Source organism: Amycolatopsis sp. A1MSW2902 (genome assembly GCF_017312175.1).
In the GTDB taxonomy this organism is placed as follows: domain Bacteria; phylum Actinomycetota; class Actinomycetes; order Mycobacteriales; family Pseudonocardiaceae; genus Amycolatopsis; species Amycolatopsis nivea.
Genome location: NZ_QJPO01000001.1, coordinates 714,251 through 727,341 on the forward strand (window position 1 = coordinate 714,251; position 13,091 = coordinate 727,341).

The window sequence follows — 13,091 nt, forward strand, 5'->3', positions numbered from 1 at the left end:
CACCGTACCCCTGGACTCGTCCACTGCTCTAGTGACGGACCGAACACACAGGCTACCCGGTAGTGCCCACGATCAGGGCAGCGGGCCACCGGCGGCGAGCGCGCAGAGCTTGGTGAACTCCTCGCCGTCGAGGCTCGCGCCGCCGACCAGCGCCCCGTCGATGTTGTCCGCGGCCACCAGCTCGGAGACGTTCCCGGACTTCACCGAGCCGCCGTAGAGCACGCGGACCGCGGTGGCGACCTCGTCGCCGTACTTCTCCGAGAGCGTCCCGCGCAGGGATTTGCAGACCTCTTCGGCGTCGGCGGCGGTCGCGACCTTGCCGGTGCCGATGGCCCACACCGGCTCGTACGCGATCACCGCGGCCTGCACCTGCTCGGCCTTGAGCCCCTTGAGGCCCTCGATCAGCTGGTTGCGGGTGTGCTCGAGGTGCTCGCCCGCCTCGCGGATCTCGAGCTCCTCGCCCACGCACAGGATCGGCGTGATGCCGTGCTTGAGCGCGGCCTTGACCTTCTTGTTGACCAGCTCGTCGGTCTCACCGTGGATCGCGCGCCGCTCCGAGTGCCCGACGGTGACGAAGCTGCAGCCCAGCTTCGCCAGCATCGGGCCGGAGATGTCGCCGGTGAACGCGCCCGAGTCCTGCGGCGACAGGTCCTGCGCGCCGTAGGTGAGGGAGAGCTTGTCGGCGTCGACGAGCGTCTGCACGCTGCGGATGTCGGTGAACGGCGGCAGCACGGCCACGTCCACCTTCGCGTAGTACTTCTCCGGCAGCGCGAAGGCGATCTTCTGCACCAGGGCGATGGCCTCGAGGTGGTTGAGGTTCATCTTCCAGTTGCCTGCCACCAGGGGCTTGCGTGCCACTTAGTTCTTCCCCTCCAGCGCCGCCACGCCGGGCAGCTCCTTGCCTTCCAGGTACTCCAGCGAGGCGCCGCCGCCGGTGGAGATGTGCGAGAAGCCGTCCTCGGGCAGGCCCAGCTGACGGACCGCGGCGGCCGAATCGCCGCCGCCGACCACGGTGAACGCGTCGCTCTTGACGAGCGCCTCGGCCACCGCGCGGGTGCCGCCGGCGAACGCCTCGAATTCGAAGACGCCCATCGGGCCGTTCCAGAAGACGGTCGCCGCGTCGGCGAGCTTCCGCGCGAACAGCTCGGCGCTGCGCGGGCCGATGTCGAGGCCCATGCGGTCGGCCGGGATGGCGGTGACGTCGACGGCCTCGTGCGCCGCGTCGGCGGCGAACCCGTCGGCCGCGAGCACGTCGACCGGCAGCACCAGTTCGACGCCGCGCTTCTCGGCCTCGGCGAGGAAGCCCTTGACCTGGTCGAGCTGGTCCTCCTGGAGCAGCGACGTGCCGACCTCGCAGCCCTTGGCCTTGAGGAACGTGTACGCCATGCCGCCGCCGATGAGCAGCCGGTCGACCTTGGTGAGCAGGTTCGCGATGACGCCGAGCTTGTCGGACACCTTCGAGCCGCCGAGCGCGACCACGTACGGCCGCTTGACGTCGTCGGTGAGCTTCTTCAGCACGTCGAGCTCGGCCAGCACGAGGCCGCCCGCGTACGCCGGGAGCACCGCGGCGATCTCGTAGACCGAGGCCTGCTTGCGGTGCACGACGCCGAAGCCGTCGGAGACGAACGCTCCGCCCGGGGTCAGCGCGGCCAGCTCGGCCGCCAGCTCGGACCGGTCGACGGCGTCCTTGCTGGTCTCGCGCGCGTCGAAACGCACGTTCTCCAGCAGGACGACGCTGCCGTCGGCCAGACCGGCGGTCAGCGACTTCGCCGACTCGCCGACGAGGTCGCCGGCGAGCGGGACCTCGGCGCCGAGCAGCTCGCTGAGCCGCTTCGCCACCGGGGCGAGCGTGAACTTCGGGTCCGGCTCGCCCTTGGGGCGGCCCAGGTGCGCGGTGACGACGACCTTCGCGCCCGCGTCGGCGAGCTTCTTGATCGTCGGCAGCGCGGCGCGGACCCGGCCGTCGTCGGTGATGGCCGACCCGTCGAGCGGGACGTTCAGGTCGCTGCGCACCAGCACGTAGCGGCCCTGAACGCCCTCGCCCAGCAGGTCGTCGAGGTTCTTGACGCTCATCAGGTTCAGAGCTTCGAGCCGACGAGCTTGATCAGGTCGGCGAGGCGGTTGGAGTAGCCCCACTCGTTGTCGTACCAGCCGACGACCTTGACCTGGTCGCCGATCACCTTGGTGAGCGGCGAGTCGTAGATGCAGGACGCCGGGTCGGTGACGATGTCCGAGGACACGATCGGGTCGACCGAGTACTTCAGGATGCCGGCCAGCGGGCCTTCGGCGGCGGCCTTGTAGGCGGCGTTGATCTCCTCGACCGTGGCGGACTTCTTGAGGGTCACGGTGAGGTCGGTGGCCGAGCCGGTCGGGACCGGGACGCGCAGCGCGTAGCCGTCCAGCTTGCCGAGCAGCTCCGGCAGCACGAGGCCGATCGCCTTGGCCGCGCCGGTGGAGGCCGGGACGACGTTCAGGGCGGCGGCGCGGGCGCGGCGCAGGTCCTTGTGCGGGCCGTCCTGCAGGTTCTGGTCCTGCGTGTAGGCGTGGATCGTGGTCATCAGGCCCTGCTCGATGCCGAAGGCGTCGTTGAGGACCTTGGCCAGCGGGCCGAGGCAGTTGGTGGTGCAGGACGCGTTCGAGATGATCGTCTGCGAGCCGTCGTACTTGTCGTCGTTGACGCCGAGGACGACGGTCAGGTCCTCGCCCTTGGCGGGCGCGGAGATGATGACCTTCTTCGCGCCGCCGGCGATGTGCGCCTTGGCGGCGTCGGCGTTGGTGAAGAAGCCGGTCGACTCGACGACGACGTCCACGCCCAGGTCGCCCCAGGGCAGGTTGGCCGGGTCGCGCTCGGCGAGGGCCTTGATGGTCTTGCCGTCGACGACGATGCCCTCGTCGGAGACGCTGACCTCGCCCGGGAAGCGGCCGAGGATCGAGTCGTACTTGAGCAGGTGGGCCATGGTGGCGACGTCGCCGAGGTCGTTGAACGCGACGACCTCGATGTCGTGACCGCTCGCCTTCACGGCACGGAAGAAGTTGCGGCCGATCCGGCCGAAGCCGTTGACACCTACGCGAACGGTCACTGCTGCCACTCCTCTGGTGTTGATCACGGCGGCGGCGCGCCGGCCGCCGACCGCTGAAGTTGGTCACTGCGGAAGTTCCCCGGGGCGCCCGCCCCGGACGACTTCTGCGACTTCCGGAATCGGTGCAACCCTAGCGTGCGGGCCCCGTTGCCCCGGACTGCCCTGACGAGACTTCCACCACTGCCGGGAGACGTCAAGAATCGATTAAGAACCCAGCTCAGCCGGGTGAGGACCGGAAACGGGGCGGACGCTCCCGCGGTGCCAGGGGGAGGGAGCGGACCAGTGGCTTGATCGGTCTTGGTGCCCCGGTTCACGCTGTCGGGCGGGTGGCCGGGACGGTCCCCGACGGACCGCGGCCTTCCGGACAGCTGCCGGACTCCCCGTGGCCGCCGGTCCGTGATGCCCGGCGCGGACCGCCCCCGGTTGCCTCCGGCCCGGGCGGCGCCGACTATCGCCGAACGCGGTACAGCCGGCTCCCGGACCTCATAAACTTCCTTGATCAACACGCACTTCCGCGATGCGCCGGAAGGCGGCCAGGGGAGGAATCGCGCAATGCAGCCAAGCGGGTATCCGCCGTATCAGAACCCTCAAGGGCAAGCCGGCCGTCCGGGTTATCCGGAGCATTCCGGGTATTCCGGGTATCCCGGGTATCCCGGGTATCCCGGTCAGGGGCAGGGCGGGTATCCGGGACAACAGCCGACGCGGCCGCAATTCCCCCAGGGACCTCCCGGGCCAGGAGCGGGGCAGTGGAATCCCGTCGGCGTTTCTTCGCCGCACGCCGGTCCGGAGGGCGATGAGACCGGTAAGAAGCCGCGGAAGAAGTGGAGCCGCAAGAAGAAGCTGTTGGTGTTCATCCCGTCCGGCCTCGTATTCGCTCTCGGCGCGGCTTTTCTCGCGCTCGTCGTCGTGGTCAACTGGACGCACATCACCGGAGTCCAGCCGGTCGCGGACGACGCGGCCGGCCTTCAGTACGAGGTCAGCGACGAGTGGACCCCCTTCTCCGCCCGGCTGACCATGGGCGGCGGCGAATGGAAGATGCTGCAGTACGGCATCGGCGACTGCCACGGCACCAAGGACGGGAAACCCTCGCAGGCCCAGGTCACCAAGGCGTCCATCTTCACCGCCGCGTACCCGGCCAGCGCCAGTGCCGGCAAGGACGCGGCGCTGAAGCTGTTCCAGCAGATCATCCCGTCGTTCTACGAGATGACCACCGGCTTCAAATTCCAAGACGTCAACAACGGCGAGCACGGCCAATGGGGCGAGGTGAACATCGACGGGGTCCAGGGGTACAAGTATTCCGTCCGTCCCGCGCACCACGGAGTCGCCGACTGCGACGGCGGTGTCAACACCGACCCCGATTTCGACAACGGCATGGTCTTCGTGGCGCTGCCCGCCAAGGATTCCGGCGGGAAACCGGTGACCGCCGTGATCTGCTACTACCTCATGGATCCGACCTTGACCATCGACGGGTACCGGAACCTGACCGCGGCGGACAAGGACGAGATCCTGAAATCGTTCAAGGTGAATAAATGAGGGGCTGTTCCGGCAGGGTCTGGCTGGCCGGATTTCGGTGGGGCGGCGCGGGCTGGTCGGCCGGGCTGATTGATGGGAAGGCAGATCGAAGTGCCGGGCAAGCCCGGGCAGTTGGCGAGCCTGGGCGACTGCGGACCTGGACGACTGGGCTAGGCAGCTGGCAGACCCAGGCGGCCGCGGGCCTGGGCGACCGGACTAGCCAGTTGGCGCGCCCGGGCGGCCGCGGGCCTGGGCGACTGGCCTAGGCAGGTGCGGGCCCGGGCGACTGCGGACCTGGACGACCGGACTAGCCAGCTGACAGGCCCGGGCGACCGCGGACCCGGGTGACTGGCCTGGGCAGGCGCGGGCTTGGGCAGGCGGCCTCGGCCTCCATCGGGGCCCGGCAGCGGGGCTCGGCAGCGGGGCCCGGCGCATTCTCGGCCCGGCCACGGTTCTCGGCGGCGGAATGCGACCCCGCTACCCGGCCAGTTCCTTGCCTCCCTGCTCAGCCAGCTCCTTCTCCACCGGGGTGCGGAACTTCGGCACCACTCGCGCCTCCCCCAGCCAGTCGCTCAGCCGGGCCGCCTCGGCGTCCACCGCGGCGGTCTTCTCGGTTCCGATGTCCTCCAGCAGGCGGACCGCGACTTCTCCCGACGGGCGGTGGCACCAGGCTCCGACGATGCGGCCGTCGCTCCAGACCGTCGGGCCGATGTTGCCGCTGCGGTCGAACAGGGCGGGGCGGTGCGGGCCGACGTACCAGTCTCGGGACTGCCAGCCCATCGCGGTCGGGTCGAGGGCCGGGAGCAGGGCGATCCACGGGTCGGGAGCGGCGACGGGGGCCAGGTCGTCGGGCAGGGCGATCGCTGGTTCGCCGTCCAGGTCGACCTCGGCGGGGGCGACGGCGGTCAGGGCCTTTTTCGTCTGACCTGCCGTCCACCCGGTCCACCACCGGAGGTCGGCGACCGGGGCGGGGCCGAAGGCGTGCAGCCATCGACGGGCCAGGGTGGCTCGGGCTCCGTCTTCGGAGAGGCCTGGCCAGTCGGGGGACCCGCCGATGGTGCCCAAGTCCGAGCCGTTTGGTTGTCCGGCGGCGCCGAGTTCGGAGCGGCCTGGCCCGCTGGTTCCAGAACCCGAGCCCGCGACGCCGGGAACGGCGTGGTGCGGATTGCCAGCAGCAGAGCTCGAGGGGCCCGGCGAGTCGGCGGGAACGAGGGCGGGGCTGCCGGACCCAGCGCCGGGGCCAGAGCCAGCACCGGTTTTGGCTCCACGGCCAGCGCCAGAACCAGCCGACCCCTCAGCGCTTGCCAGCCAATCGGTCAACGGGGACCAGTGGTACTGCGTACTCTGCCAACTCCCCCGCGGGCGTCCGCGCACGATGTGGCCTTCCGCAGCCAGCTGGAACAGCACTCGGCTGGTGACGTTGCCGATCGACTCGTACGGTTTTCCCTTCGCCATCAGCAGTTGCTGCCGCAGGCGCGGTTCGTCGTCCGCGAGTTGCTGAGCGGTCGCCGATCCCCTGGCGTGCAAGGCTTTTTCGACGCTCGCCATGACCTCGTCCAGCCATTCGCCGGGACGCGCGACGTTCTCCGGATGGCCCAGGGTGCCCAGCTGCTTCTCGAGCAAGCGGCGTTGCCGGGCGGCGACGTCGTATGAGCACGCGGCTTGCACCGCACCGGCAGTGGCGACGTCGGTGACGAAAACGGTGCGCCGCATGCCCAGGATGCGCAGCAGGGTGCGCCGGGAGTACAGCGCGTCCTCGACGTCGGCGATCGAGACGTCACGCACGCGCGACCAGGCGGACAGGTACACCGAAGCGGGATCGGTGGCGTGCAGCGCGACGACGCCGTCGACTGCTTCCTCGACGGTCGTCGCCCGTGCCGCGAGGTGGTGGCGTATGCCGAGGCGGGCCCGGCGTTGGGCGAGGGTCATCTTCACGACTTGATTCCTACCAGCTAGGTCCGACAAAAAACGCATCCGCGCTGGTCAGGAGGATGCGAGCAGTGCGGCGCGCACGTGGTTCCGGAACCAGGCCTGGGCGGGATCGGCTGCCGTCCGGGGATGCCAGGCCAGGCCCAGTTCGACGGGCGGCAGGTCGAGCGGGATGGCGAACGTCAGCAGGCCCAGAGCGGCCAGCAACGGGTCCAGCCAGCCTGCGATGCCGATGGTCACCAGGTCGCTTTCGCTCGCCAAAATCAGGGCGCTCGGGTGGCCGGGGACGACCGCGGCGACTCGGCGGTGCAGGCCCAGCCGGGCGAGGGCGGCGTCGATCGGGCCTTGCTGCTTGCCTCGGCGGGAGATGCCGATGTGGTCGGCGGCGGCGAAGGAAACCGGATCGATGGGGGCAGAGAAGAGCGGATTCCCTTGGCGCGCAATGCCCAGGACCGTCGAGTGCACCAACGGCTCCGTGCGGGTTTCCGGGTCGTGGTGACCGGCGGCGCCGATTTCCAGGTCTACCCGGCCGTCGCGCAAGGCTCCGCTGTCCTCTGTGGACTCCGGGACGAAGATGACCTCGACGTGCGGGGCTTCGGCGCGGAGGCGGGCGGTCAAAGAGCCAGCGAGGCCGCTCACGACCAGGTCGGTCGCCTGGACGGTGAACGTGCGGCGGAGGTCAGCGGGGACGAAACCAGGGCCGGGGCCGAGGATGCGGTCGGCGCGGTGCACCAGGGCGGCGACTTCGTCTTTCAGTTCCAGCGCGCGCGGGGTCGGGACTAGGCCTTGACCTGCGCGGACCAGCAAAGGGTCGCCGGCGGCGCGGCGCAGTTTGGCGAGCGTTCGGCTCACCGCGGCGGGCGAGCTGCCCAGCCTGGCCGCGGCGCGCGTGACGCTGCCTTCCTGGAGCAGGACGTCCAGCACGCGCAAGAGGTTCAGGTCCATGGCCGTCCCGGAAGGTTTGCGTTCAGCGGAAGAATTCCGTGCCGATTCTTGCATCGACGCGCAATCCGCGGCCGCCCAGAGTGGATCTCGTAGCCGAACACAAGGAGAGAGCCAATGCGAGAAGCGATACTCGCGGTCGCGGGAGCGAAGGGGCCGGCGGTCGCCTTCTTCGACGTCGGGTCCGGGAAGCACCTCGGCACCGTCGAGGTGCCTGCGCAGCCGCACGACCTGTGCTTCGACCCCGTCCACCGCCTCGTCTGGACCGCGAGCGCGTACCGCCACGGGGCGTACCACAGCCATGGCGAACGAGCGACCGAGCTGACCGCGATCGATCCGGATTCGCGCGAGGTCCTGGAGGTCGTCGATCTCTCGCCGGATCACGCGCCGCACGGTCTGACGATCGATCCGACGCGCGGGCTGCTGTATGTGACGGTCGAGGCCGGCCCGGAAAGCGAGGGCGGTCTGGTGGTCGTCGATACCGCGACGCGGCAGCAGGTCCGGCATCTCGCGACCGGCGCGCCGGGGCCGCATTGGGTCGCCATGAGTCCGGACGGGCGGCGCGGGTTCGTGACCAACAAGGAAGCACCGTTCGTGTCCTTTGTGGACCTGGACAGTGGCGAGGTCGAGAAAATCTCTCTGCCCGGCAGTGAAGGGCTGGAAGTCTCCCGGGACGGCAAGCGGCTGTACGTCGCGGCTCCGTATCTGGAAAACGGGACCGAGCCGGTTCGCGCGGCACCCGGGATCCGGGTGTTCGACGCGGTCACCGGGACTCTAGAAACCCTGTTGCCGACGGAACATCCGGTGCTGCCGATCCATTGCCCGGCGTCCGGCGAGGTGCTGGCCGCCGAGCTGGGCGAGCGGTTGCTGGCGTTTTCGGCGACCAGCCACGAACTGCTCGGGTCCATGGAGCTGCGGACGGAGTTTCCGCTCGCGATTCTCGCCGACCCGGACGGCCGGATCGCGTTCGTGTCAGGGGCGGCATCGACCGAGGTGGAGGTCATCGATCTCGAGACCCGCACCCTGGTGACCACATTGGACACTGAAGCGGCCGGGGCGGCAGGCGGTCACGGGCTGGCGTACGTACCCATCAGCTGACGGGTCTCGGCGCGCGGTGTGCCGCCCGGGCAGACCGCGCGCCAGCCGTCAGGCCGGTTGTTCTTCTTCGGCAGACGAGTCCACTGCGGGAGCGGAAGGCCCCCGGCTGAACATCCGCGTCGCCGAAAGCCGGGCGACCCCGTCTGGATCCCCGAGGTCGTCGAGGGAATTCCGGATCGTCGCGTCCACCGACAGGTACTTGCGCCCGGCCCGCAGGTCCGCGTCGTTGCGCAGCCGCACGATCAGCGGGAATTCCGCCAGCGCGCCCGCGTCGAACAGGCCCGTCGTGTAGATAAGCTGCACGCCCAGCGCCTCCGCGACGGCCCGCTGCAGTTCCAGCAGGTATCCGGCGGACGCACGGCCGATCGGGTTGTCCAGGAACAGCACGCCCGAATGCCGGTTCCGCGCCTTGCCCCGGTTGTTGGCGCGCAACGCGGCCAGCGTGCAGTACAGAATGATCGCCGCGGTCAGCTGCTGGCCGCCGGAGAACACGTCGCGGATCTCCGACACCCGCTGGCGTTCGGTGCGCAGCACGGAGTCCGGCTTGAGCATGTCGACCCGGTACCCCTTGGGCGCGGCGACGTGCACCCCGCGCAGCACCAGCGACAGCCCGTCGCGCTTCACGTCGCGGCCGTCGGCGGTCTTGCCCGCGGCCGCCTCGTCGACGACCTCGCCCAGTTTTTCCGCCAGCACATGGTCTTCCAGCTCGGTGAACCGGATCCGCAGGAACTCCTGGCCGGACCAGTCGCCGAGTCCGTCCGGCAGCCGCGACACCCGCTGCGCCGACCGCAGGGTGCGCAACGCGCCTTCGACCATCCCCTGCAGCCGCGTGATGATGCCGCCGCGGTGCCGGTCGATCTGCGCGAGGTCGTCGGTGAGGGTCCGCAGCCGGGGCCGCAGCGCGTCGCTCCATTCCGCCGCGTGCGCGGGAAGCTGGTCCCGCTTCACGGAAATCACCTGCTGCCGCACCGGCGTGCTGAGCTTTTCGAACCGCTTCTCGGTCGCGTATTGCGCCAGCTGGTCCGCCGCCGCGCGCACCCGCCGGTCGCCGGAATCAGCCGCCGACTGCGCGTCGTTCAGGACGGTGTTGAGCTGATTGTACCGGGTCCGCGCGGACTCGACGTCGCCGTCGTAGGCGTCCGCGGGTTCCTCGGAACGCAAGTGCGCCAACGATTCCGACAGCAATCCGAAGCCGGACGCCGAAGCCTTGCCCGCGTCCAGCGTCGCTTCCGCCGCCGCCCGGCGTTCCTGCAGCTCTTCCCATTTCCGGGCCGCCGCAGACACTTCCAGCGACGCCGCGTCGATCAGCTCGAGCCCGTGCTCGATGTCGCGCGGCCGCTCGGCCGGAGACGCGACGCCGGTCTGCAACGGCAGCACGTCCAGCTCCGCCCGGCGCGTCGACACCTGGCCGATCGCCTCGGTGCGTTCCTCCTCCAGCGCGTCGACGACCCGCCGAGCCCGCGCCAACGCCGCCGCCCGAGTGGAAGCGTCCGAACCGTCCGGCGTCTCCAGCAACGCAGCCGCGCGCACCCGGACCTCTTCGTCCAGCGCTTCCAACGCCGACGAGGCCGCTGCCTCAGCGGATTCCGCCTGCTCCAACTCTGCCCGGAGATCGCTGCCGACCTCGACCTTCGCGTAAGACTCGGAAGCCGACACGAAGGTGCGCCGCAACGCGTCCACCGGTTCCGAAGGCGCTTCGACGTCCTCCGGCAGCTCGGCCGCGCCCGGCACCTCGGCCAGCTCGGACCGTGCCGTCGTGACCGTGCGACGGTGTCCGTCAGCGGTCCGCTGCTCCTCCGCCGCCTGCTCGCGCAACCGCGCCGCTCGCGCCGATGCCTCAGCCGCCGACGACTCCGCGCGTTCCGCGATTTCCGTTGCCCGCTCGACTTCTTCGGTCCACTCCGCGACGCGCGCGGCCCGAGTGGACAGTTCGCCGAGCCGACGTGCCTTCTCCTCGGCTTCCGCTGCCGCGGTCCGCAACGCCGGGACCCGCTCCCGCAAGGCGGTGATTTTTTCGCTCAACCGGGCGAATTCCGCCTCGGCTTGCGTGAGCGCGGTCTGCGCGGTCTCCCGGGCGACGCGAGCGCTTTCAGCCTGCTCAGCAAGCGTCCCGATCGCCCCGGCCGGATAGTCCTCGCGCCAGGTGGTCAGCTTCCACGTCAACGCGCCATCAGCCGCCAGCGACTCCGACAGCTGCTCCAGCCGACGCTGCCGTTCGGCGTGCCGCTGCGCCACGGCTTCCCGCTCGGTGTCCGCGGCTTCCTCGTCGTACATCGCCGGGTTCGGCGGCACGAGGAACTCGACACCCGCGGCGGCCGGACCGTCCTTTTGGAACGCGTCCGTGGTCCCGACCGCGATCACCGCGCTCGGGAGCAGCCGCGAAGCCGCCAACACTTCCCGCGCCCGCTTCACCTGCGCCGCGTCGTTCAGCAGCACGCCGGCGACGAGCTGCGGCATCCGCTCCAGCACTTCGTCGCGCCGCACCGAGTCCAGTTTGGACAGATAACGCCAGCCCGACCACGCGGTGATTCCCGCCTGCTCCAACGCATCCAGCGCAGCCTGGACGTCCTCCGGCGGCGGCAACAGCCCGCCCGAACCGAGCGCGGCCAGCGCCCGTTCGTCGGCCGACTCTTCCATCCGCAGCGCGGTCTGTTCCTTCTCCACCGCCGCGCTCGCGTCGCGCAAGCGCTGCAGCAGCACCGGAAGATCGCTCTCCAGCTTGACGTCGTCCGCGCCGAGCAGCTCCATCAACCGCGGTTCCGCGGCCAGCGCGTCGGTCCGCCGGTGCGCGCGTTCGAGGTCTTCGGCCGCCCGCACGAGACGGTCCTGAGTGGACCCGGCGAGCTGATGCGCTTCGTTCACCGAACGCTGCGCCGCTTGCAGGTCCTCGCCCACTCGGTCGAGTTCCTGTTCCCGGCGAACGGATTCCGCCGCCGCGGCCTCGGCTTCCGCCCGCGCGGACCGCGCGGCTTCGGCGACATCCGCCCCGGACGGCAACAGTCCACTTCGGACAGATTCGGAAATTTCCTCGCGCAGCTCAGCAATCCGCGACGACAGTCCACGCGCCTCAGCCCGGCGCCCAGCAGCCAGGTTCGCCGCCTCGTCCCGCTCGACCTGCGCCTTCTCCGCTTCGGCGCGCAACGCGTCCGCGTGCGCCTCGGCTTTGTCCGCCTGCCGCTGCGCGTCACGAGCCAGCGAAAGCAAACCGCGCCCCAACGCGACCGCCGCCGCATCCCGGGCGGCCAACGCGGGCTTCGCCTTCTCCTCACGGTTTCCGACCAGCTCACGCAGGTCTTTCGCCTTGCGCGCAGCGTTCAACCGGTTCAGCACGGTCGCGGTTTCGCGCCACGCTTCCGCCTGCGTCTTCGCCTCGGCCAGCTCGCCGTCGACGCGCTCACGTTCGATCTGCGCTTCTTCCAGCCGCAGCACCGCGACCAGCCGCCGCAGCTCGGTGACGCCCGCGGTCAGCCGCCGATGGTCGCCCTCGGCGAGCTTTTCCGCACTCCGCACTTCCTCGACGTGTTCTTCCAGCCCCGACAGCCGCGCGTTCTCCAGCTCGTTGCGCGCGTGGATCCGCCCGGCCAGCTCGCCGAGATCCTCGCGCGCCGATTCGGCGATCCGGCGCGAAGCCGCGGCCACGCCTTCCTCCTCGGCCAGCGGACCGAGCAGTTCCAGCGCACCCTCGACGAATTCCTTCTCCGCCATCAGATCGCCGCGCTGCGCGAGGTTGTTCGCGTACGTCGACACGACCTCGGCGAGGTCCTTCGGCTCGTCCTCGGACAGCACCGCGCGCAGCAGGAACTCCACGAATGCCTCGTCGGTGGAGAACTGGAACGCGTCGGCCGCCTCGCCCTCGCCGGCGTTCATCGCGCGCTGGTAGCGGAACAGTTCGGTGTCGAGACCGAGCTGGTCGAGCCGCCCGGTCCACTCGTGGTGCCGGCGCGTCCAGAACAGCTCCAGCTCCGGTTCGGCCATCGCCGCGCCCGCGATCCGGTCGTGGAACCCGGACATCGTCAGCAGACGGCCGTCCTCGGTCAGCGGCAGCGAATCGAGCGCGACGTCGGCGGTCGGGCGGAAGCAGTACCAGGAGTCGACGAGGTTTTCCGAGTCCGCCGACGTCACGTGCCCGCGCCACTCCGACACCTTGCCGGTGATCACCCGCTGGCCGGTCTCGACGTGCAGCCACTCCAGCACCACGTGCGCGACGTCCTTGGCCGTCACGAACTTCTCCAGCACCTTCGTGCTCGTGGTGCCGACGACCTGGCGCCGCCCGGGCAGCATCACCGAGAAGATCAGCTTGATCAGCACGGACTTGCCGCCGCCGTTCTCCAGGAACAGCACGCTCGCCGGCGACGGGCGGCGCACCGGCCCGCCGGCGTGGATGCCCGCGGAGAACAGCGCGTCCTGCTTCGGCGCGGTGATCGTGGCCCCGACGCCGCTGAAGTCCAGCACCACGTCCTGGTACCGGGCGCCCGCCGGGCCCACCGAATGCAGGCGGACCCGCGAAAGCTCGTACATTCCCGTCCCCTC

8 protein-coding genes are annotated in these 13,091 nt (G+C 70.2%); 2 read left to right on the plus strand and 6 right to left on the minus strand.

Annotation, left to right across the window (positions count from 1 at the left end):
- Positions 1–72: 72 nt before the first annotated feature.
- Genes tpiA through gap form a run of 3 tightly spaced genes read right to left on the minus strand, consistent with a single transcriptional unit; the run spans position 73 to position 3,080 of the window.
- Positions 73–858, minus strand: coding sequence for a triose-phosphate isomerase (gene tpiA / locus DMP23_RS03340; RefSeq protein ID WP_337820132.1), 786 nt, complete (start codon positions 856–858; stop codon positions 73–75).
- Positions 859–2,073, minus strand: coding sequence for a phosphoglycerate kinase (locus tag DMP23_RS03345; RefSeq protein ID WP_337820133.1), 1,215 nt, complete (start codon positions 2,071–2,073; stop codon positions 859–861). It abuts the gene before it with no gap.
- 5 nt (positions 2,074–2,078) lie between these two features.
- Entirely contained in the window at positions 2,079–3,080 is a 1,002-nt protein-coding gene (gene gap, locus DMP23_RS03350) for a type I glyceraldehyde-3-phosphate dehydrogenase (RefSeq protein WP_037814640.1), read from the minus strand.
- Between the two features lie 846 nt (positions 3,081–3,926).
- Here gap and DMP23_RS03355 point away from each other — a divergent pair.
- A complete protein-coding gene (locus tag DMP23_RS03355) occupies positions 3,927–4,613 on the plus strand; it encodes a hypothetical protein (RefSeq protein WP_037814639.1) in 687 nt (228 codons plus the stop codon).
- A gap of 456 nt (positions 4,614–5,069) precedes the next feature.
- On the opposite strand, the gene DMP23_RS03360 is transcribed toward DMP23_RS03355, so the two are convergent.
- Together DMP23_RS03360 and DMP23_RS03365 are read right to left on the minus strand one after the other, a co-directional pair.
- Positions 5,070–6,521 carry a winged helix DNA-binding domain-containing protein gene (locus DMP23_RS03360; protein WP_337824353.1) on the minus strand — a complete coding sequence of 484 codons (1,452 nt, stop codon included), beginning with the start codon at positions 6,519–6,521 and terminating at the stop codon, positions 5,070–5,072.
- 54 nt (positions 6,522–6,575) lie between these two features.
- Complete coding sequence (locus tag DMP23_RS03365; RefSeq protein WP_337820134.1) at positions 6,576–7,466, minus strand: LysR family transcriptional regulator; 891 nt, start codon at positions 7,464–7,466, stop codon at positions 6,576–6,578.
- A gap of 114 nt (positions 7,467–7,580) precedes the next feature.
- Between DMP23_RS03365 and DMP23_RS03370 the strand changes: the two genes are divergently transcribed.
- On the plus strand, positions 7,581–8,561 hold the full coding sequence (locus DMP23_RS03370; RefSeq protein WP_337820135.1) for a YncE family protein: 981 nt from the start codon (positions 7,581–7,583) through the stop codon (positions 8,559–8,561).
- A 48-nt stretch (positions 8,562–8,609) separates the two neighbouring features.
- Here the strand turns inward: DMP23_RS03370 and DMP23_RS03375 are convergent, their stop codons facing one another.
- A complete protein-coding gene (locus tag DMP23_RS03375) occupies positions 8,610–13,079 on the minus strand; it encodes a hypothetical protein (protein ID WP_337820136.1) in 4,470 nt (1,489 codons plus the stop codon).
- Between the last annotated feature and the right edge of the window lie 12 nt (positions 13,080–13,091).